We start from the raw sequence: 17,877 nt of genomic DNA on the forward strand, positions 1-17,877 counted from the left end.
CCCTATTCATTTGAAACCCTATTACAATTGTAGGAGTAATTATGCACACTCATCCGTTGCCCATGCGCCGTTGGCTGTATGTCATGCCCCTTATATTTATCAGCTATAGCCTGGCATTTTTGGATAAGGCCAATTACAGCTTTGCCGCTGCCGGCGGTATTAATCGGGATCTGGGAATCACCCAGGGGTTATCCTCTTTAATCGGCTCGCTGTTTTTTTTGGGTTATTTTTTCTTTCAAATTCCCGGCGGTATTTTGGCGGAAAAAACCAGCGTACGTAAATTATTAGCATGCAGCCTGGTTATCTGGGGTATTTGCGCCACGGCCACCGGGCTGGTACACAGTATTCCGCTGCTCATTGTCATCCGGTTTATATTGGGAATCGTCGAAGCCGTGGTAATGCCCACCGTCTTGATTCTCACGGCCCGCTGGTTTACCAAGAAAGAGCGCTCCAAGGCCAATACCATTTTCCTGCTGGGGAATCCGGTGACCATCCTCTGGATGTCGATTCTTTCGGGTTATCTTATCGATAACTTCGGCTGGCGCCATATGTTTGTCGTCCAGGGGATACCGGCTATCGTCTGGGCGGCGGTGTGGTATCTGTTGATCCGCGACAAGCCGGAAGAGGCCGGTTGGCTGACTGCCCGGGAGAAGGCCGCCCTGTCTGACGCCCTGAAGGCTGAGCAGACCGAAAAACCCCAACTGCTCAATTATGGTCAGGTGTTCCGGTCACCGAATGTACTGAAATTGTCCGGCTGGCTGTTTTTCCAAAGCATCGGTTTTTATGGTTTTCTGATGTGGCTGCCTTCGATACTGCATTCCTCGTCTATCACCATGTCCCGTACCGGCCTGTTGACCTCGCTGCCCTATGGGCTGGCGGTGGTATTCATGCTGCTCGCGGGCTGGCTGAGCGACCGGCTGCAAAAACGCATTCCCTTTATTGTCTATCCCATCCTGGTGGCCGGCTGCTGCTTTTTGGCGCTGGCGCTGCTGGGCATCAATCATTTCTGGGTGGCGTACGGCCTGCTTACCCTGGCGGGGGTGTGCATGTATATCCCGTTCGGTTCATTTTTCGCATCAATACCGGATGTTCTTCCCAGCTCCATGGTCGGCGGGGCGACGGGAATGGTGAACAGCATCGGATCCTTGGGGGCTTTCCTCGGCGCTTATGCCGTGGGTTTCCTCAATGGATTGATGCAAACCACCCAGGCCTCCTATTATTTGATGGCGGTGTGTCTCGGTTTGTCGGCGCTGTTCGGCCTGTGGATTAAAATTCCCAAAACCGTAAACAACGATTTGCCCAAAGAAGGGATGTCGCTTAATTTCCACTGAACTGAGTAGATAGATAAGCCCTGAAAATATCTTTCAGGGCTTGTTTACAGAAGGGGGATGGGGCGCATCAATCAGCGGTTTTCTTTAGTTCCAGCAAGGCTTTCAGAAAGTAGTAGTCGCCGTAAATGGTGGCCTCATCGATGCCAAGGCTGTGGGGAAGATCGGCGGTGGCATGGGATAACAACCCTTCATTCTCATCGGACAGGCAGCTTTCGCTCAAGGCTTTGAGCATCTCTTCGGCGCAGGATAGGTATTCGGCTTTTTGCGTAATCTTGAACAGGCGCAGCAAGCCAAAGGCGCTGATGGCGCCGGCGGAGGCATCTTTCGGGGCGCTGGCCGCGCCGTCCCGGTAATCCCATAGGGGGATCCGGTCGGCGGGTAAGTTTGCCATGATAAATTGCGCCACCTGCTGCGCCGCCTCGCGATAACGTTTGTTTCCCCGCGCGCCGGCGAGCATTGAAAGCCCCGCGATGGCCCAGCCCTGGCCCCTGGACCAAGCGCTCCCGGGGGCCAGCCCTTGATAGGTATCGCCTTGCAGGGGCTCGCCCTGGGGGGAGAAATGATACACATGGAATACGGAACCATCGGCGCGCAAATGGTTGTCCAGGGCTTTTGCGGTATGGGTGTCGACGACCCGTAACAGGCGGTCGCCGCCGTCATTATCGCTGGCCCACACCAGCAGAGGTAAATTCATCAGGGTGTCAATCAAGACCGCGCCGGCCCACTCCTCGCCGCCGAAAAATCCCCAGCCCGGGATAAACCCCCCAGCCTCGTTGAATTGTCTTGCCAGACTTTCCGCCGCGTTAAGGGCGGCCGCATGGTAGCTTTCTTCGCCGGTTAAGCGCCAGCCGGCGATGGCGCTGGGATAAAACATAAAGCCGAGATCGTGATTCCGGCTGTCGTTCGCCCGCGGCAAAAGGCGTTCCGTAAAACCCTTGGCCGCTGTTAATAATTCCGGGTCCCGCTGCTCTTCATAGCAAAGCCAAAGCAGGCCGGTCCAGAATCCTCCGGTCCACACCCCATCTAGGGTGAATTGATATTTACCCCCCTCGGTGATATGCGGAAAATCCTTGAATTTTCGGCTATTTAACGTCGTTTTGGTAACGCAGTGTTGTATCGCGGAGTCCAGCCAGTTCATATCATACCCCATGTTAAAACAGTCAATATAAATGTATTTAAGTTATGACATTATATCAATGATCTAATTTGATTTTTGTGACGACCGGAGGAGTTGGGTCGATATGACGCCGGCTATCATGGCTTGTGGGTATGGGGAACGACACATGCGTTAAGATGTGCGGCCAGGACACCTTTTAAAATCAATATGTTCCGGTGGCTTGAATTTTAAAGCACAAGCGGCCTATGATGTCATGTGTACATAACATGCAGTCATAAATGCTATATGTGATCCGGGGTAAAAGATGCTGTCTCATTTGGAAAAAACGGATTCCTTGTCCTCCCTGCTTGACCCGTCAAGCCCGATTCCCTTGTTCCATCAGTTGCGTGACATCCTTGAACGCTGGTTCTGTCAGGATTTTACCCTGCGTGATGATTTACCTACCGAGAAAGAGATTACCGAGCGTTTCGGCGTAAGCCGTATTACGGTACGCCGCGCTATCGATACGTTGATAAATGAATCGATCCTGATTCGTCCCAAATCGAGAGGGCGCCTGCGCCTGCAAAAGGTTCATCTGACGCAGAAGCTTAATCGGCTCAGGGGTTTTTTTACCGACGACCTACTGGCCGCCGGCATTAAAGCCAGTACCAAAGTCATTGATCTTTCCAGGGTCAAGATGGAGAAGGTCAACGATATATTAGGTTTGCAAAAAGATGATGAGTGTTACCGCGTCGAGCGCCTGCATTATGGCGACGGGAAACCCGTTGCACACCAGGTGTCATATATTCCGGTCAAACTGCTTCCGGATCTGGAGCAATACGATCTGTCCGCTTCATTGATGCAAATGTTTGACAAGCTGTTGAAAAAACCGGTGGTGCGGGGTGAACAACAGCTGGTGGTTCAGGAAATCACCATGGATGAGGCGACCTATCTTGATCTGCCCATCAATGCCTATGTCATCAAAATTTCCCGCACGGCCTATACCGAGGACAATCAAGCCATCGAATATTTTATCGCCACGCTAAATCCCAAATGTTATCAGTTCTCCATGTCGGTCTATGCTGAATGAGACGTGGCCGAACCGCTGTCCCCTAAAGGAGAAAGCTGCGGCATGGGGGATGTGCGAGCGGACATGTTATGATGGTAATCAGTTAATTATCGCGGTGGGTGGCTGAATCGTTCAGGTTGACGCCGTGCACCGTCAAATATAACAATCAGGGATAACCCCAGCGCTATGATCCGTGTAACGACCTTATCCAATCCCCGCCTGGCCCAGGCGTTTATCGATTATATGAAAAGCCAGGGCGTGGCGATGGAAATGCAGCTCCAGGGGCGCGCGGCGGAGTTGTGGCTGGCCGACGACGAGGAATTGGCCCGTGTGGAGGCGGCATTGGAGATCTTTTTGCAGGATCCGTTGCACCCGCGCTACCAGGCGGCCAGCTGGCATTCAGGAACCGTGGGGCGCGGGCACTTCCGGCCTCAGCCCGCATCCTGGCTGCCGGCCCTGCGCAGCAAGGCCGGGCCGCTGACCCTGGGCCTGACGATAGCCTGCGTGCTGGTCTATATACTGATGAACGTCCTGGGGGATGAGGTGGTGATGCGCTGGCTGGCCTTTCCCGCCGACCAGTCCCAGCGCGCGCAGCCGTGGCGCTGGGTAAGCCATATTCTGTTGCATTTTTCGCTGCTGCATTTATTGTTCAATCTGGTGTGGTGGTGGTATCTCGGCAGTGCGATGGAAAAATATCGCGGCTGGCTGCCGCTGGCGGTATTGACCTTGTTGTCGGCGGCAATCAGCGGGTTGGTGCAATTCCATTTCAGCGGCGCCTTGTTCGGCGGTCTCTCCGGCGTGGTCTATGCTCTGATGGGATATGTCTGGTGGTATGGCGAGAAAAATCCCGGCGGTCCGCTCCAGATGCCGCGCGGCGTCATCGTTTTCGCGTTGCTGTGGCTTATTGCCGGTTATTTCGATATTTTAGGCATCGCGATAGCCAATGCCGCCCATGTGGCAGGCTTGGCCATCGGGTTGTTAATGGCTTTCTGGGATACTCGCCGTAAAACAGGGGCAGGTCGCCATCGGTAACGGTAGGGCAGCAGAGGAATTCACGTGAAGCAAACGCAGCGGCATGATGCCATTATCGAGTTGGTACGTCGGCAGGGTTATGTCAGTACTGAAGAATTAGTGGAACATTTTGCGGTCAGTCCGCAAACCATCCGGCGCGATCTGAACGAACTGGCCGAGATCAATAAAATCCATCGCCACCATGGCGGGGCGGCTTTGCCTTCCAGCTCTGTTAATACCGCCTATCACGATCGCAAGGCCATGTGGTCGGCGGAAAAAGCGCGCATCGCCCAGCGGGTTGCGGCAGAAATCCCCAATGGCGCGACGCTGTTTATCGATATCGGCACCACGCCCGAAGCGGTGGCCCACGCATTGTTGGACCACAAGGATCTGCGGGTAGTGACCAATAACCTGAACGTTGCCACGCTGTTGACCGCGAAAGAGGATTTCCGCCTGATACTGGCCGGCGGCGAGGTGCGTACCCGCGATGGCGGCATCATGGGGGAAGCCACGCTGGACTTTATCTCCCAGTTCCGGCTGGATTACGGCATTCTCGGTATCAGCGGTATCGATATGGATGGTTCGCTGCTGGAGTTCGATTATCACGAGGTCCGCACCAAACGGGCCATTATCGATAATTCCCGCTGCGTGATGCTGGTTACCGACCACTCTAAATTCGGTCGTAACGCCATGGTTAATCTGGGGAAAATGTCACTGATAGATTATCTGTTCACCGATAAGATGCCCCCCCCCAGCGTGATGAGCATCATTGAACAATCCGAGGTGAAGCTGGAGCTGTGCTAGGCCCGGCCCGGCGTAAAAAGCTGCGGCGATCTCACCTTTTCAAGGCCGTTGACTATTCTTTGATCATCACAAACAAAACACTGTTTTTTTACGATAACTTGATATATCCATTTTATGGGGTTGTCCGTGATAATGACATGCCAGTGGGATGTCTTGCCGTATCCGGCGTTGATCAACTTATAACCAACAGGATAGAGACGCTCTTATGCCGAAAAACAAATTTGATAAAGCTGCCTTTCAGGCTGCCCTGGATCGGCGGTGGCAACATCTTGGCCTGCAAAATGCCCAGGAGATGACGCCGTTCCAGTGGTGGGATGCGGTCAGCGCCGCGGTCAACGAATTGATCCCCTGGCAACCGGCCACCGGCAAGCAGGACAGAAAAAACCCCCGTCACGTGAATTATCTTTCCATGGAATTCCTGATCGGCCGCCTCACCGGCAATAACCTCATTAATCTGGGCTGGTTCGATCCGGTCAAAAAGATCCTCGACGGCTATGGCATCAATCTAGGCGATCTCCTGGAACAGGAAGTGGATCCGGCGTTGGGCAACGGCGGGTTGGGCCGACTGGCGGCCTGTTACATGGATTCCATGGCAACGGTGGGACAGGATGCCATCGGCTACGGGCTGAATTATCAATACGGCTTGTTCCGCCAGCGGTTTGCCTCCGGCGAGCAGTTTGAAACGCCGGATGACTGGCATCGTGAATCCTACCCCTGGTTCCGGCATAATCCGTCGTTAACCGTCCAGGTTGGGCTGGGGGGGCGTCTGGAAAAGAATGAGCAGGGGGAGGTGAACTGGGAACCGGCGTTTACCTTGAACGGCGAGGCTTGGGACCTGCCGGTGGTGGGTTATGAAAACGGCATTACCCTGCCGCTGCGGTTATGGCAGGCGACGCATCCCCATCCCTTTGATTTATCGCTTTTTAATGATGGAAAATTTCTCAAGGCGGAGCAGGCGGGTATAGACGCCGCCAAGCTGACGAAGGTACTTTATCCCAATGATAATCATCTGGAAGGAAAGCAGCTCCGGCTGATGCAGCAGTATTTCCAGTGCGCCTGCTCGGTGGCGGATATCCTGCGCCGGCATCATTTGGCCGGCCGTTCGATACACAGCCTGCCTGATTATGAAGTGATCCAGCTCAACGACACCCATCCCACCATCGCCATTCCCGAAATGCTGCGGATTCTGCTGGATGAGCATCAATTATCCTGGCAGGAAGCCTGGCATATCACTTCGCGCACCTTCGCCTATACCAATCACACCCTGATGCCTGAAGCGCTGGAGCGTTGGGATGAAAAACTGGTACGCACGCTGCTGCCGCGCCACTACGCCATCATTCAGCAGATCGACCGGGAATTCAAAAAGCTTGTGCAAGCGCATTGGCCGGACGATGAAGAGGTGTGGAGTAAGGTGGCGGTGCGGTACGATAAGCAGATCCGGATGGCCAACCTGTGCGTGGTGTGCGGCTTCGCCGTCAACGGCGTCGCCGCGTTGCATTCCGATTTGGTGAAAACCGATCTTTTCCCGGAATATTTTGCGCTTTGGCCGCAAAAATTTCATAACGTGACCAACGGCATTACCCCGCGCCGCTGGCTTAAACAGTGTAATCCGGCGCTGGCGAAACTCATTGACGATACCATCGGCAAAGGATGGGTAACCCGGCTGGAAAAACTGAAAGAGCTGGAGCCTTATGCGGAACAGGCGGATTTTTGCGCGCAGTACCAGCAAATCAAGCACGATAATAAACAAAAGCTGGCGGCGAAAATCAAGCAATTAACCGATATCACCGTCAACCCCGAAGCGCTGTTCGACGTGCAAATCAAACGGTTGCACGAGTACAAACGCCAGCATCTGAATTTATTGCATATTTTGTCCCTGTACCGTCAGTTGCGCAGCGATCCTAGCCTGGATATCGTGCCGCGGGTCGTGCTCTTTGGCGCCAAGGCCGCGCCGGGATATGCGCTGGCAAAAAATATTATCTATGCTATCAACCAGTTGGCTGAAAAGATCAATAACGATCCCAAGATAAACGACCGGCTCAAGGTGGTCTTTCTGCCGGATTACCGGGTATCGGTGGCGGAGTGGATGATTCCGGCCGCTGATCTGTCGGAACAGATCTCCACCGCCGGTAAAGAGGCCTCCGGCACCGGCAATATGAAGCTGGCGCTGAACGGCGCATTGACCATCGGCACGCTGGATGGCGCCAATGTGGAAATCGCCGAACAGGTGGGAGAAGATCATATCTTTATCTTCGGTAATACCGTGCCGCAGGTGAAAACCCTGCTGGCTTCCGGTTATAAGCCGGCGCAATTGCTGAAAAAGGATAAAAACCTGAAGGCGTTGCTCACCGAACTGGGCAGCGGCTTATACAGCAATAAGCACAAACACGCTTTTGATCCTTTGCTGCAAAGTCTGCAACAGGGCGGCGATCCCTACCTGGTGCTGGCGGATTTCGCCGCCTATTGCGAGGCGCAACAGCGTGTGGACGCGCTATTCCGCCGCCCGGAAGAGTGGACCCACAGCGCGGTGCTGAATACCGCGCGGGTGGGATTTTTCAGTTCCGATCGTTCGGTTCGCGATTATCAGCAGCGCATCTGGCAGGCAAAACGTTAAGGAGCAGCGATGGATCCCAAGGTATTGGATCAGGCCGCCGAGCGGGCGGGGATTATTCCGGAATATATTGACGCCTGGGGACAGCGCAAAGTAATCAGCACCGAGACCAAACGGCAATTGCTTAACGCCATGGCCGGTGTTGCCGACGATCTCGCCCTGGCGGCGCCGCTGCCGCCGGTATGGGTAGTCAGGGAAGGGGAAAGCGCCGTGCTGTCGGTGGCGTTAAGCGAACCGGCGGATTGGGTATTAACTGAGGAAACCGGCCGGCAGCATGCAGGCTACCTCAGCGGCGGCCGGTTAGCGTTGCCTGCCGGGCTGCCGGCCGGTTATCACCGTCTCGCCCTGCGCAGGGAACTGCGCCACTGGAGCTGCCAGGTGATTGTCGCGCCGCCCCGTTGTTATGAGCCGGCGGCGTTGCTGGCGGGCCATAAGATTTGGGGCGCCACCATCCAGCTTTACACCCTGCGTTCGCAGCGGAATTGGGGAGTGGGGGATTTTGGCGATCTGGCGCTGATGATTGAGGGCACGGCGAAAAACGGCGGCGCCTTTGTCGGCCTTAATCCCATCCATGCGCTGTATCCCGCGTTGCCGGGCTGGGCCAGTCCCTACAGTCCCTCTTCCCGGCGCTGGCTGAATATTATTTATATCGATGTGGGCGCACTGGATGATTTCCAGCAAAGCTCCGCTGCGCAGCAATGGTGGTGTCTGCCGGAAACCCAGGGGACCTTGTCCGCGCTGCGTGACGGCGATCTGGTGGACTATGCCGGGGTGATGGCGTTAAAACTCAGTGGCTTAACCCTTGCCTTTCGGCACTTCATCACCCGCGGCCCGGAAGACCCGCAGCGTCGTTCATTCGAGGCGTTTGTCAGGGAGGGCGGCGAAAGCCTGCGGTTTCAGTCGACGTTTGATGCGCTGCATCGCCATCTTACCCTGGCGGGCCATCCGACGGAGGGCTGGCAGCAATGGCCGGAGCCCTTCCGCCAGGTTGACAGTGACGAAGTGCGCGAGTTCCGTCTAAAGCATCACCAGGACATCCGGTTTTTCAGCTATCTGCAATGGCTGGCGGCGCGGCAGTTTGATGACTGTTTCCAGCTCAGCCGCCGCTTGAATATGCCTATCGGATTGTATCGCGATTTGGCGGTGGGCGTCAGCGCCGGGGGGATGGAAACCTGGAGCGATCGCACGCTTTATCGCCTGGAGGTGTCCGTCGGTGCGCCGCCGGACCGGCTCGGTCCCCAAGGGCAGAATTGGAGCCTGCCGCCGCAGGATCCCAATGTGCTTTTCGCTCGCGCTTATGAACCCTTTATCACCATGCTGCGCGCCAATATGCGCCACTGCGGCGCACTGCGCATTGATCATGTGATGTCTCTGCTGCGATTGTGGTGGGTCCCGCTGGCGGGCAGCCCGCAGCAAGGGGCCTATGTCCGTTATCCGGTGGATGATTTACTGGCGGTGTTGGCTCTGGAAAGCCATCGGCAGCAGTGCATGGTTATCGGTGAGGATTTGGGCACCGTTCCCCAGGAGATCACCGCCAAATTGCAGGCCGCGGGCATCTATTCATATAAGGTGCTGTTTTTCGAGCGCAAAGATCCCGCGCAATACCGGGCTCCCGATGAATATGTCCCGCAGGCCATGGCTACCCTGACCACCCATGATTTAGCCACCCTGCGAGGATTCTGGCAACTGGAGGATTTGCGGCTGGGCAACAGGCTGCATCTCTACGCCGACGACGCAATCTATCAGCGACTGCTGGCGGACCGGCAAAAAGCCCGGCAGGCATTGCTTGATGCCCTGCATGCGTGGAAATGCGTACCGGCCAAATTAGGCAAGAATGCCGAGCGAGTGGTCATGTCGCCGATTTTGAACCGGGGAGCCCATCGTTATCTGGCGCTCAGCCAATCGGCTTTGCTGGGGCTGCAGCCGGAGGACTGGCTGGATATGGCGCTGCCGGTTAATGTGCCGGGCACCACCGATCAATATCCCAACTGGCGGCGAAAACTGGTGCGCGAGGTGGCTGAAATCTTCGACGATCAGGGCATTACCAGGCTATTGCGGGAAGTGGGCCGGCTACGCAATAAAAGCGCCGACGGCCAGAATTCTTCGCCACGGCCCGAATGACGGGCCGAGTAAAAAGCCAACACGCCTGCAGCTTGGAAGATAAAGGGTAGCGGCGGGCGCCTTAATAATAGGAGTGCTCGCCGCGCTGGTGTTCGGTTAAATCGCGAACCCCTTTCAATTCAGGGAATTTTTCCAGCAATTCCTTTTCAATGCCTTCCTTGAGGGTGTAATCCACCATCGAACAGCCGTTGCAGCCGCCGCCGAATTGCAGGATGGCCAGATTATCATCGGTGATTTCCATCAGCGTCACCTGGCCGCCGTGGCCGGCCAACTGCGGGTTGATCTGCGATTGCAGGACATATTCAACCCGTTCAATCAACGGCGCGTCATCGGAAACTTTGCGCATTTTTGCATTGGGCGCTTTCAGCGTTAACTGCGATCCTAACTTATCCGTTACAAAATCGATTTCCGCATCCTGCAAATAGGGGGCGCTAAGCTGATCGACATAAGCGGTGATTTTATCGAACGGCAGCACCGTATCAGTGGCTTCCACCGCGTCGGGAGGACAATAGGAGACGCCGCATTCCGCATTCGGGGTGCCGGGATTGATGACGAATACGCGAATTTGGGTGCCAGCTTCCTGATTGGCCAGTAATTTAGCAAAGTGTTCCTGGGCAGCATCGGTAATCCGTATCATGACATTCACTCAATAGTTGACTAATCTAGTCAGATATAATAACTCCATTAACCCGCCGACTACAAGGTACGGCAGATACACCACACCTGAACGGCTTTAGCCCGCCGGGACAGCAGCAGGCGGGTCAATTCCTCCACCGTACTGCCGGTGGTGACCACATCGTCCACCAATGCCACGGTTTTCCCCGCCACATCGATGCAGCAATCGAACGCCCCGCGCAAATTCCGGCGCCGGGCGCCGGCGTGCAGCGTTTGCTGCGGCGGCGCGGCGCGGATTCGCACCAGGGCATCGGCACGGTAATCCACCTCCAGCCAGCGGGACAGGGTATGGGCCAGCAGGTGGGTTTGATTATACCCTCTGCGCCAGTGCCGGTAAGCATGCAAAGGAACATTAAGTATAAGCTCGGGCCGGAAAACCTGTTGTTCCCGATGTGCTTCCTGCCAGCGCAGCAGCAGCAGCCGGGCGAGGACCCGCGCCAGGCCGATGCCGCCGTGATATTTTAGCCTTTTTATCAACTGGCTGATGGGGGGTTGATAATCGGTGACATACAATAGGATTTCCCAGGGCGGCGCTTTCAGGAGACAACGCCCGCAGGGGCGGCCGGCGTTCCCGGCCGGCAGGCCGCAGCGGGGACAGCACCGGTCTCTGGCGTCCAGCAGCCGGACGGCGCAGCATCGGCAGATACCCTGATGGCTGAACCAAAGCGGTTGCCGGCATAGCCAACACAGGGCGCCAATGGTTAACATAAGCCGTTTTCCTTAACCCATATCTTCAACAAAAGAGACTATAACCGATGACGCCACTCTATTGGCATACCACCGGCAGCGGAACGACTGAACTTGTGCTGCTCCATGGCTGGGGTTTGAATTCCCAGGTATGGTCTTACATTGTGCCGCGGCTTACGCCGCATTTTCGGGTCCATCTGGTGGACTTGCCGGGATATGGCCGCAGCCAGGGCTTCGGGACCATGACGCTCGAACAGATGGCTCAAACGGTGGCGGAACGGGCGCCGGAACACGCCTGGTGGCTGGGCTGGTCGTTGGGGGGACTGGTGGCAAGCCAGGTGGCGTTAACCCTGCCGCAGCGGGTGGACGGGTTGGTCACCGTGGCCTCATCGCCCCGTTTCAGCGCCACCGACGGCTGGCCCGGCATCAAGCCGGACGTCCTGGTGGGTTTCGAACAGCAATTGGCCGAAGATTTTCATAAGACGGTGGAGCGCTTCCTGGCGCTGCAAACTCTGGGAACGGAAACGGCCCGGCAGGATACCCGCCGTTTGAAACAGGTGGTGCTGGCGCAGCCCCTGCCGTCGGTGGACGTATTGACCGGCGGCTTGGATATTCTGCGCACCGCGGATCTGCGGCAGGCTATGGCGGCCCTGGATATGCCATTTCTACGTCTGTACGGTAGCCTTGACGGGCTGGTGCCGCGCAAGGTAGCGGCGCTTCTGGACCTGTTATGGCCCCAAAGCAGCAGCTACCTGTTTGAGAAAGCCGCCCACGCCCCGTTTGTTTCTCATCCCGATCTGTTTTGCCAGCAGCTCATCAAATATATCCGACCATGATGGGTCAGCGCCGCCGTAACCTTCCCGCGCAAAATAATGCCTGACATTTTACCGTCCCCTGCGGCGGTAAAAGAGTTCCTGACCGGCCGTGAAATGCTTATTAAGCAATTTATCCCATAATCATTAAGTGCGAGGCGGTTATACCCTAAATAATTCGAGAGGGTATCGTTTAATTCTTTGTTTCCCTTGTTAGCGACTCATTTTAATTGAGAGGTGGTCTATATGAAAAAATTAATATTATTCGCCATGACGCTTTGCGGTATTGTGTTTTCACTGAATGCGCTGGCGGCGCAAGAAATTTCCGCTCAGGAAGCCGTAGAAAAAGGCTATAAGAGAATAGGCACGATTCATACCACCGCCAAGGCGACGTCTCCTATGGATGCCAAGGCCATCCTGTCGCAACGGGCGGATGAAAAAGGCGGTAATTATTATGTGATTATCGCCGGTCGCGAACACGGCAGATTCAGCGCCACCGCCGAGGTCTATGAATAATTCCGGCCAGCGCCGGGCGCAATAAAATAAAGCGCCGAATCTTTTAAGCCGGTGCGGATTCTGCTTTGCACCGTGATTTTCTTTGCGGCCAAAAGCGTTTTGGCCGCGATAAACAAATCCGGCAACAAAAAATCGCCGTACCGGCCCTTCATTACCTTAAGGCTAACGATCGGTCGCCGGGGTTAATTGATGACCGCCGCCGCCGCGCCCTAAACTCCCTTATCGTTTATACCCGTCATCTTTCAAGCTGCGGCTGTGTTGGCCGCCTTGCCGCAACCCGAAATCTGTTGGGTATTTTACCGCTGTTCGTAAAAAAACAGCCAATGTACCGAGGAGCTTTATCATGCCGCTTCATCAAGCATCCGCCAAAGTCTGGGATTCGCGGCGTACGGAAAAAAAACGCCGACTCGACAATCTTCGTGCCGTCGCCGACGGAAAAGTACTGCCCACCGATAAAATGACCGCTATTCTCGAGACTATTCTGGCCCCCGGAGATCGGGTGGTATTAGAAGGCAACAACCAGAAACAGGCCGATTTTCTTTCCCGCATGCTGGCTAAGGTCAATCCGGAAAAAATCCACGATTTGCATATGATCATGCCCAGCGTCAGCCGGTCCGAGCACCTTGACCTGTTCGAAAAAGGCATTGCCCGTAAGCTGGATTTCGCATTTTCCGGCCCGCAGAGCCTGCGTATATCCCAATTGCTGGAAGACGGGCTGATGGAAATCGGCGCCATCCATACCTACATTGAGCTGTACGCCCGCCTGTTTGTGGATTTGGTGCCCAATATCGCCCTGATTGCCGGTTTCAAGGCCGATCGCAAGGGCAATCTTTACACCGGTCCCAGCACCGAAGATACCCCGGCGCTGGTGGAAGCCACGGCGTTCAAAGACGGCATCGTTATCGCCCAGGTCAATGAGCTGGTGGATGATGAAAACGACCTGCCGCGAGTGGATATCCCCGGCTCATGGGTGGATTTTGTGGTGGTGGCGGATAAGCCTTTCTTTATCGAGCCGCTGTTTACCCGCGATCCCCGCTTGATTAAACCGGTGCACGTGTTAATGGCCATGATGGCGATTAAAGGCATCTACGCCAAACATCAGGTGCAGTCGCTGAATCACGGCATCGGATTTAATACCGCCGCCATCGAGCTGTTGTTGCCCACCTATGGCGAACAGCTGGGCCTGAAAGGCAAAATCTGCCGTCACTGGACGCTCAATCCCCATCCTACCCTGATCCCCGCCATTGAAAGCGGCTGGGTGGAAACCGTGCACTGCTTTGGCGGTGAACTGGGGATGGAAGACTATATCGCCGCCCGCCCGGACGTGTTCTTTACCGGCGCCGACGGCTCGATGCGCTCCAACCGCGCCTTCTGTCAATTGGCCGGTCAATATGCGGTGGACATGTTTATCGGTTCTACCCTGCAAATCGACGGCCTGGCCAACTCCTCCACCGTGACCCGCGGACGGCTGTCCGGTTTCGGCGGCGCGCCGAATATGGGGCACGATCCCCATGGCCGCCGGCATCCCACGCCCGCCTGGCTGGACATGATCGAAGAGCCGGATCCGATGCAGCGCGGTAAAAAGCTGGTGGTACAGATGGTGGAAACCTATCAGGCCGGAGCCAAACCGTCTTTCGTGGAAAAGCTGGAAGCGGTTGAAGTGGGCCAGGGCGCGGGTATGCCATTGGCGCCGGTAATGATTTACGGCGATGACGTGACCCATGTGCTCACCGAGGAAGGCATCGCTTATCTCTACCGGGCGCGTTCCATGGAAGAACGCCGGGCGATGGTGGCCGCCGTGGCGGGTATCACCGATATCGGCCTGGGAGTGGATGCCGCCAGGGTGGCGGATTTGCGCCGCCGGGAACTGGTGGTTTATCCCGAAGATATGGGCATCAAACGCGCCGACGCCGGCCGTTCCATGCTGGCCGCCGGCAGTATCGCCGATTTGGTGGAATGGTCGGGCGGGCTCTACCAGCCGCCGGCTAAATTCCGGAGCTGGTAATGAAAGCCCTTACGGCAGTCCCGGCATATGACGTTGAAGCGCAGGCGGACCGACTCTCCGCCCTGGCGGTGCGGGCGCTGATTGAAGAGGCCCGCCTGAGCCCTAAACCGGGACTGGTGGACAGCCGCGGCGCCGGGGCGCATCGGGATCTCAGTCTGGATCTCATGGAGCGCTCCGCCCTCAGCCTGCAGCCGACGTTTTACCGCCTGGCCTTGCACAGCTGGCTGCGGCCGGCCGACGGGGCGCTGCGCCAGGAAATCGGCCGCTTAGGCCGTGAAGGCGAGCAGCAGATGATGGCGGCCACCGACGGCGTTAATACCCATCGCGGCGCGATTTGGGCCCTGGGACTGCTGGTCAGCGCCAGCGCCATGCTGGGCGGTCGCGGCAGCGTGGCATTCATCGCCGCCGCCGCCGCGCAGCTGGCGTCGCTGCCGGATCCCTTCAGCCCCAAGAACTTTAGCAAGGGGCAGCGGGCGGTACAGCGCTACCGGGTGCCGGGGGCGCGGGATGAGGCCGTCGAAGGCTTTCCCCATGTGGTAAGCCGCGCATTGCCGCAATTACACCGCAGCCGCCGGCTGGGTGCCGGCGAATCCCAGGCCCGGCTGGATGCGTTAATGGCCATTATGTGCACGCTGACGGATACCTGCGTACTTAACCGTGGCGGTATGCCGGCGCTCAACGCCATGCACCGGGGCGCCTTGGCGGTCCTGGCGGCCGGTGGCGCCGCCACCCCCGCGGGGCGCGATGCCCTGGCCGAACTGGAGCGCCGTATGCTGCAAGACAACGCCTCGCCGGGCGGCGCGGCGGATCTGTTGGCGGCGACGATTTTCCTCGATTGGGTTAGCGCCTGATCATTTACATCATCATGAGGATGCTATGGAACGAATCGAATTGCATTTTCCCGCCGGTGAGGCATTGCCCGCACAGGCACTGGCCGGCGTAGTGGGTTCCGGCGATCTGGAGGTGCTTTATCAGCCCTCCGCGGATAAATCTCTGCAGGTCACGGTGACCTCGTCGGTGGATGGCGGCCGGCAGCGCTGGCAACACCTGTTTGAACGGGTCGGCGCCGCCCATGCCCTGCCGGCGGGACGACTGGAGATCAATGATTTCGGCGCCACGCCCGGCGTTGCCCGTCTGCGGATCGAACAGGTTTTCGAGGAGGCCGAACATGTCTGAACGAACCAGTTTTATTGAATTAAGCGCCCGGCAGCGGGCCCGCGCCATGCTGGACGAAGGCAGCTTTCGTGAACTGCTGGGGCCGTTTGAACACATTGTCTCCCCCTGGCTCGAACCCCAGGGCATCGTGCCCCAATCCGACGACGGTATGGTGGTGGCGAAAGGGACTTTGGACGGCAAGCCCACAGTGGTGGTGGCCATCGAGGGCGCCTTCCAGGGCGGCAGCATGGGGGAAGTCTCCGGCGCCAAGATGGCGGCGGCCCTGGAGCTTGCGGCGGAAGACCACCGCCGAGATATTTACACTCAGGCGGTACTGATGCTTGAAACCGGCGGCGTGCGTTTGCAAGAGGCCAATCTCGGCCTGGCCGCCATCGCCGATATTCACGCCGCCATTGTGGATCTGCGCCGTTACACCCCGGTTATCGGGATTGTGGCGGGCACGGTGGGCTGTTTCGGCGGGATGTCCATCGCCGCGGCCCTGTGCAGCCGCCTGATCGTGACCCGTGAGGCGCGTTTGGGCCTCAATGGTCCGCAGGTAATTGAACAGGAAGCGGGCCTGGAGGAATACGACTCGCGGGATCGCCCGTTCATCTGGCGGATGACCGGCGGCGAAGTGCGCTACCAGGCCGGTTTTGTCGACGCCCTGGTGAAGGATTCGCTGGCGGAGGTCAGACAGACCACGGTGGATTTCCTGCGCCAAGGCGTACCGGCGCGGCTGCGCACCGACGACTATCGCCTGTATCTGTCCAAACTCAATGAATTCGACACCCGCCAGCAAGTGGAAAAAGAACAGACACTGGCGCTGTTTAGCCGGGAGGATCGCTCATGAATACCACCTACCTAAGCCGGGGAGATTATTGGTTTTCCCTGCTCACCGCCGGCGCGACTCCGCGCCATGGGCTATGCGCCTCGGTAAAAGCGGCCGACGGAGAGCTTAACGGCCAGCCGGCGCGCTATATCGCCGTGGTGCCCGATGCCGGTAATCATTACCCGCGCGCGGCGCTGGGGGAAGTCGGCCTGCTGGAAGGCTGGACGCTGGATGAAGTGGTCAGCGAGGTCATTGCCCTGGATAAAGATAACGCCGTTAAACGCGCCATCGTGGCCGTGGTGGATGTACCGAGCCAGGCCTATGGCCGCCGGGAAGAAGCCTTCGGCATCCACCAGTCATTGGCGGGAGCGGCCTCGGCCTATGCCCAAGCCCGGCTGGCGGGTCATCCGGTTATTGCCCTTATCGTCGGTAAAGCCATGTCCGGCGCTTTTTTGGCCCACGGTTACCAGGCCAATCAACTGATTGCCTTCAACGACCCGGCGGTCATGGTCCATGCCATGGGTAAGGAATCCGCCGCCCGTATCACCCTGCGCTCGGTGGCGGCGCTGGAAAAACTGGCGAAAACCATTCCGCCCATGGCCTATGACATCGAAAACTACGCCACCCTCGGCCTGCTGGCGCAATTACTCGACATCGCCAACCCGGACCAGGCCGGCGATGGAGACGTGCAGCGGGTACGCGCCGCACTGACGGAAGCCTTGGCGAAAGCCCGTAAGCAAGGTAGTAGCCTGGCCAATCGGTTAACCGCCGAGAACCGCCACAGCTCGCTGCTGGTAAGGGAACGCATGCGTCAGGAGTGGTAACGAAAATCCAGCCCAGGCCTTCAACACCTGCCGTCACCGGGAAATGGTCTCTTCAGCAACGGGCTACAGACTGCAGACAAACGTACTCGGCATCAGAAAGGCGGGACAGGCTGCTAGAAGAGTAAACCGTCCGCGCCAGGGATGGCGCGGATCGAGCCTACAGGGACGTATTCACGGCGTGTTTACGATCTGGCAGCCTGTCCCGACCGGGCACCTTGTCAACAAGCTCGGACTATTGCCCAAAGGGTGATAGCCGGACCGGTTTTGTGCTGTTTTCCGGCTCACGAACAACAAAAATGCCATCGCGGCCGGGCCAAAAACATTATTTTTC

Annotated in this window: 16 protein-coding genes; 13 read left to right on the top strand and 3 right to left on the bottom strand. The window is 57.2% G+C overall.

Annotated features, from left to right (window positions below):
- The first annotated feature begins 41 nt into the window (after positions 1–41).
- Complete coding sequence (locus ACL2XJ_RS10050; protein WP_413726417.1) at positions 42–1,331, top strand: MFS transporter; 1,290 nt, start codon at positions 42–44, stop codon at positions 1,329–1,331.
- Between the two features lie 67 nt (positions 1,332–1,398).
- Here the strand turns inward: ACL2XJ_RS10050 and ACL2XJ_RS10055 are convergent, their stop codons facing one another.
- Complete coding sequence (locus ACL2XJ_RS10055; RefSeq protein ID WP_413726418.1) at positions 1,399–2,469, bottom strand: glycoside hydrolase family 88 protein; 1,071 nt, start codon at positions 2,467–2,469, stop codon at positions 1,399–1,401.
- 283 nt (positions 2,470–2,752) lie between these two features.
- Here ACL2XJ_RS10055 and ACL2XJ_RS10060 point away from each other — a divergent pair, with 283 nt between their 5' ends.
- From ACL2XJ_RS10060 to malQ, 5 genes are all read left to right on the top strand, one after another.
- Positions 2,753–3,517: a GntR family transcriptional regulator gene (locus tag ACL2XJ_RS10060; protein WP_413726419.1), complete on the top strand. Its 765-nt coding sequence runs from the start codon at positions 2,753–2,755 to the stop codon at positions 3,515–3,517.
- 165 nt (positions 3,518–3,682) lie between these two features.
- Complete coding sequence (glpG, locus tag ACL2XJ_RS10065; protein ID WP_413726420.1) at positions 3,683–4,528, top strand: rhomboid family intramembrane serine protease GlpG; 846 nt, start codon at positions 3,683–3,685, stop codon at positions 4,526–4,528.
- Between the two features lie 24 nt (positions 4,529–4,552).
- Positions 4,553–5,311, top strand: coding sequence for a DeoR/GlpR family transcriptional regulator (locus tag ACL2XJ_RS10070; protein ID WP_132923744.1), 759 nt, complete (start codon positions 4,553–4,555; stop codon positions 5,309–5,311).
- 205 nt (positions 5,312–5,516) lie between these two features.
- Positions 5,517–7,925, top strand: coding sequence for a maltodextrin phosphorylase (gene malP / locus ACL2XJ_RS10075; protein WP_413726421.1), 2,409 nt, complete (start codon positions 5,517–5,519; stop codon positions 7,923–7,925).
- 9 nt (positions 7,926–7,934) lie between these two features.
- Positions 7,935–10,043, top strand: coding sequence for a 4-alpha-glucanotransferase (gene malQ / locus ACL2XJ_RS10080; protein ID WP_413726422.1), 2,109 nt, complete (start codon positions 7,935–7,937; stop codon positions 10,041–10,043).
- 61 nt (positions 10,044–10,104) lie between these two features.
- On the opposite strand, the gene nfuA is transcribed toward malQ, so the two are convergent.
- Both nfuA and gntX read right to left on the bottom strand, forming a co-directional pair.
- Entirely contained in the window at positions 10,105–10,680 is a 576-nt protein-coding gene (gene nfuA / locus ACL2XJ_RS10085) for a Fe-S biogenesis protein NfuA (protein ID WP_132923741.1), read from the bottom strand.
- 59 nt (positions 10,681–10,739) lie between these two features.
- Positions 10,740–11,426: a DNA utilization protein GntX gene (gene gntX / locus ACL2XJ_RS10090; protein WP_132923740.1), complete on the bottom strand. Its 687-nt coding sequence runs from the start codon at positions 11,424–11,426 to the stop codon at positions 10,740–10,742.
- Between the two features lie 47 nt (positions 11,427–11,473).
- Between gntX and bioH the strand changes: the two genes are divergently transcribed.
- From bioH to mdcE, 7 genes are all read left to right on the top strand, one after another.
- Positions 11,474–12,241: a pimeloyl-ACP methyl ester esterase BioH gene (gene bioH / locus ACL2XJ_RS10095; RefSeq protein WP_413726423.1), complete on the top strand. Its 768-nt coding sequence runs from the start codon at positions 11,474–11,476 to the stop codon at positions 12,239–12,241.
- A gap of 222 nt (positions 12,242–12,463) precedes the next feature.
- Positions 12,464–12,733 carry a YdgH/BhsA/McbA-like domain containing protein gene (locus ACL2XJ_RS10100; protein WP_413726424.1) on the top strand — a complete coding sequence of 90 codons (270 nt, stop codon included), beginning with the start codon at positions 12,464–12,466 and terminating at the stop codon, positions 12,731–12,733.
- Between the two features lie 343 nt (positions 12,734–13,076).
- On the top strand, positions 13,077–14,738 hold the full coding sequence (mdcA, locus tag ACL2XJ_RS10105) for a malonate decarboxylase subunit alpha (protein WP_413726425.1): 1,662 nt from the start codon (positions 13,077–13,079) through the stop codon (positions 14,736–14,738).
- Positions 14,738–15,589 (top strand): triphosphoribosyl-dephospho-CoA synthase, encoded by an 852-nt coding sequence (locus tag ACL2XJ_RS10110; protein WP_413726426.1) that lies wholly within the window; start codon positions 14,738–14,740, stop codon positions 15,587–15,589. Before mdcA ends, ACL2XJ_RS10110 begins: the two co-directional genes overlap by 1 nt.
- A 25-nt stretch (positions 15,590–15,614) precedes the next feature.
- Positions 15,615–15,914 carry a malonate decarboxylase subunit delta gene (locus ACL2XJ_RS10115; protein ID WP_132923735.1) on the top strand — a complete coding sequence of 100 codons (300 nt, stop codon included), beginning with the start codon at positions 15,615–15,617 and terminating at the stop codon, positions 15,912–15,914.
- On the top strand, positions 15,907–16,743 hold the full coding sequence (locus tag ACL2XJ_RS10120) for a biotin-independent malonate decarboxylase subunit beta (RefSeq protein ID WP_413726427.1): 837 nt from the start codon (positions 15,907–15,909) through the stop codon (positions 16,741–16,743). The genes ACL2XJ_RS10115 and ACL2XJ_RS10120 overlap by 8 nt, the downstream gene beginning before the upstream one ends.
- Positions 16,740–17,546, top strand: coding sequence for a biotin-independent malonate decarboxylase subunit gamma (gene mdcE / locus ACL2XJ_RS10125; RefSeq protein WP_413726428.1), 807 nt, complete (start codon positions 16,740–16,742; stop codon positions 17,544–17,546). The genes ACL2XJ_RS10120 and mdcE overlap by 4 nt, the downstream gene beginning before the upstream one ends.
- Positions 17,547–17,877: the final 331 nt, after the last annotated feature.

It is taken from the genome of Sodalis sp. RH16 (assembly GCF_047324245.1).
GTDB classification, from domain to species: domain Bacteria; phylum Pseudomonadota; class Gammaproteobacteria; order Enterobacterales; family Enterobacteriaceae; genus Acerihabitans; species Acerihabitans ligni.

Coding starts and splice junctions, on each gene's coding strand:
- ACL2XJ_RS10050 (WP_413726417.1), top strand. CDS start 42: ATGCACACTCATCCGTTGCCCATGCGCCGTTGGCTGTATGTCATGCCC.
- ACL2XJ_RS10055 (WP_413726418.1), bottom strand. CDS start 2,469: ATGAACTGGCTGGACTCCGCGATACAACACTGCGTTACCAAAACGACG.
- ACL2XJ_RS10060 (WP_413726419.1), top strand. CDS start 2,753: ATGCTGTCTCATTTGGAAAAAACGGATTCCTTGTCCTCCCTGCTTGAC.
- glpG (WP_413726420.1), top strand. CDS start 3,683: ATGATCCGTGTAACGACCTTATCCAATCCCCGCCTGGCCCAGGCGTTT.
- malP (WP_413726421.1), top strand. CDS start 5,517: ATGCCGAAAAACAAATTTGATAAAGCTGCCTTTCAGGCTGCCCTGGAT.
- malQ (WP_413726422.1), top strand. CDS start 7,935: ATGGATCCCAAGGTATTGGATCAGGCCGCCGAGCGGGCGGGGATTATT.
- nfuA (WP_132923741.1), bottom strand. CDS start 10,680: ATGATACGGATTACCGATGCTGCCCAGGAACACTTTGCTAAATTACTG.
- gntX (WP_132923740.1), bottom strand. CDS start 11,426: ATGTTAACCATTGGCGCCCTGTGTTGGCTATGCCGGCAACCGCTTTGG.
- bioH (WP_413726423.1), top strand. CDS start 11,474: ATGACGCCACTCTATTGGCATACCACCGGCAGCGGAACGACTGAACTT.
- ACL2XJ_RS10100 (WP_413726424.1), top strand. CDS start 12,464: ATGAAAAAATTAATATTATTCGCCATGACGCTTTGCGGTATTGTGTTT.
- mdcA (WP_413726425.1), top strand. CDS start 13,077: ATGCCGCTTCATCAAGCATCCGCCAAAGTCTGGGATTCGCGGCGTACG.
- ACL2XJ_RS10110 (WP_413726426.1), top strand. CDS start 14,738: ATGAAAGCCCTTACGGCAGTCCCGGCATATGACGTTGAAGCGCAGGCG.
- ACL2XJ_RS10115 (WP_132923735.1), top strand. CDS start 15,615: ATGGAACGAATCGAATTGCATTTTCCCGCCGGTGAGGCATTGCCCGCA.
- ACL2XJ_RS10120 (WP_413726427.1), top strand. CDS start 15,907: ATGTCTGAACGAACCAGTTTTATTGAATTAAGCGCCCGGCAGCGGGCC.
- mdcE (WP_413726428.1), top strand. CDS start 16,740: ATGAATACCACCTACCTAAGCCGGGGAGATTATTGGTTTTCCCTGCTC.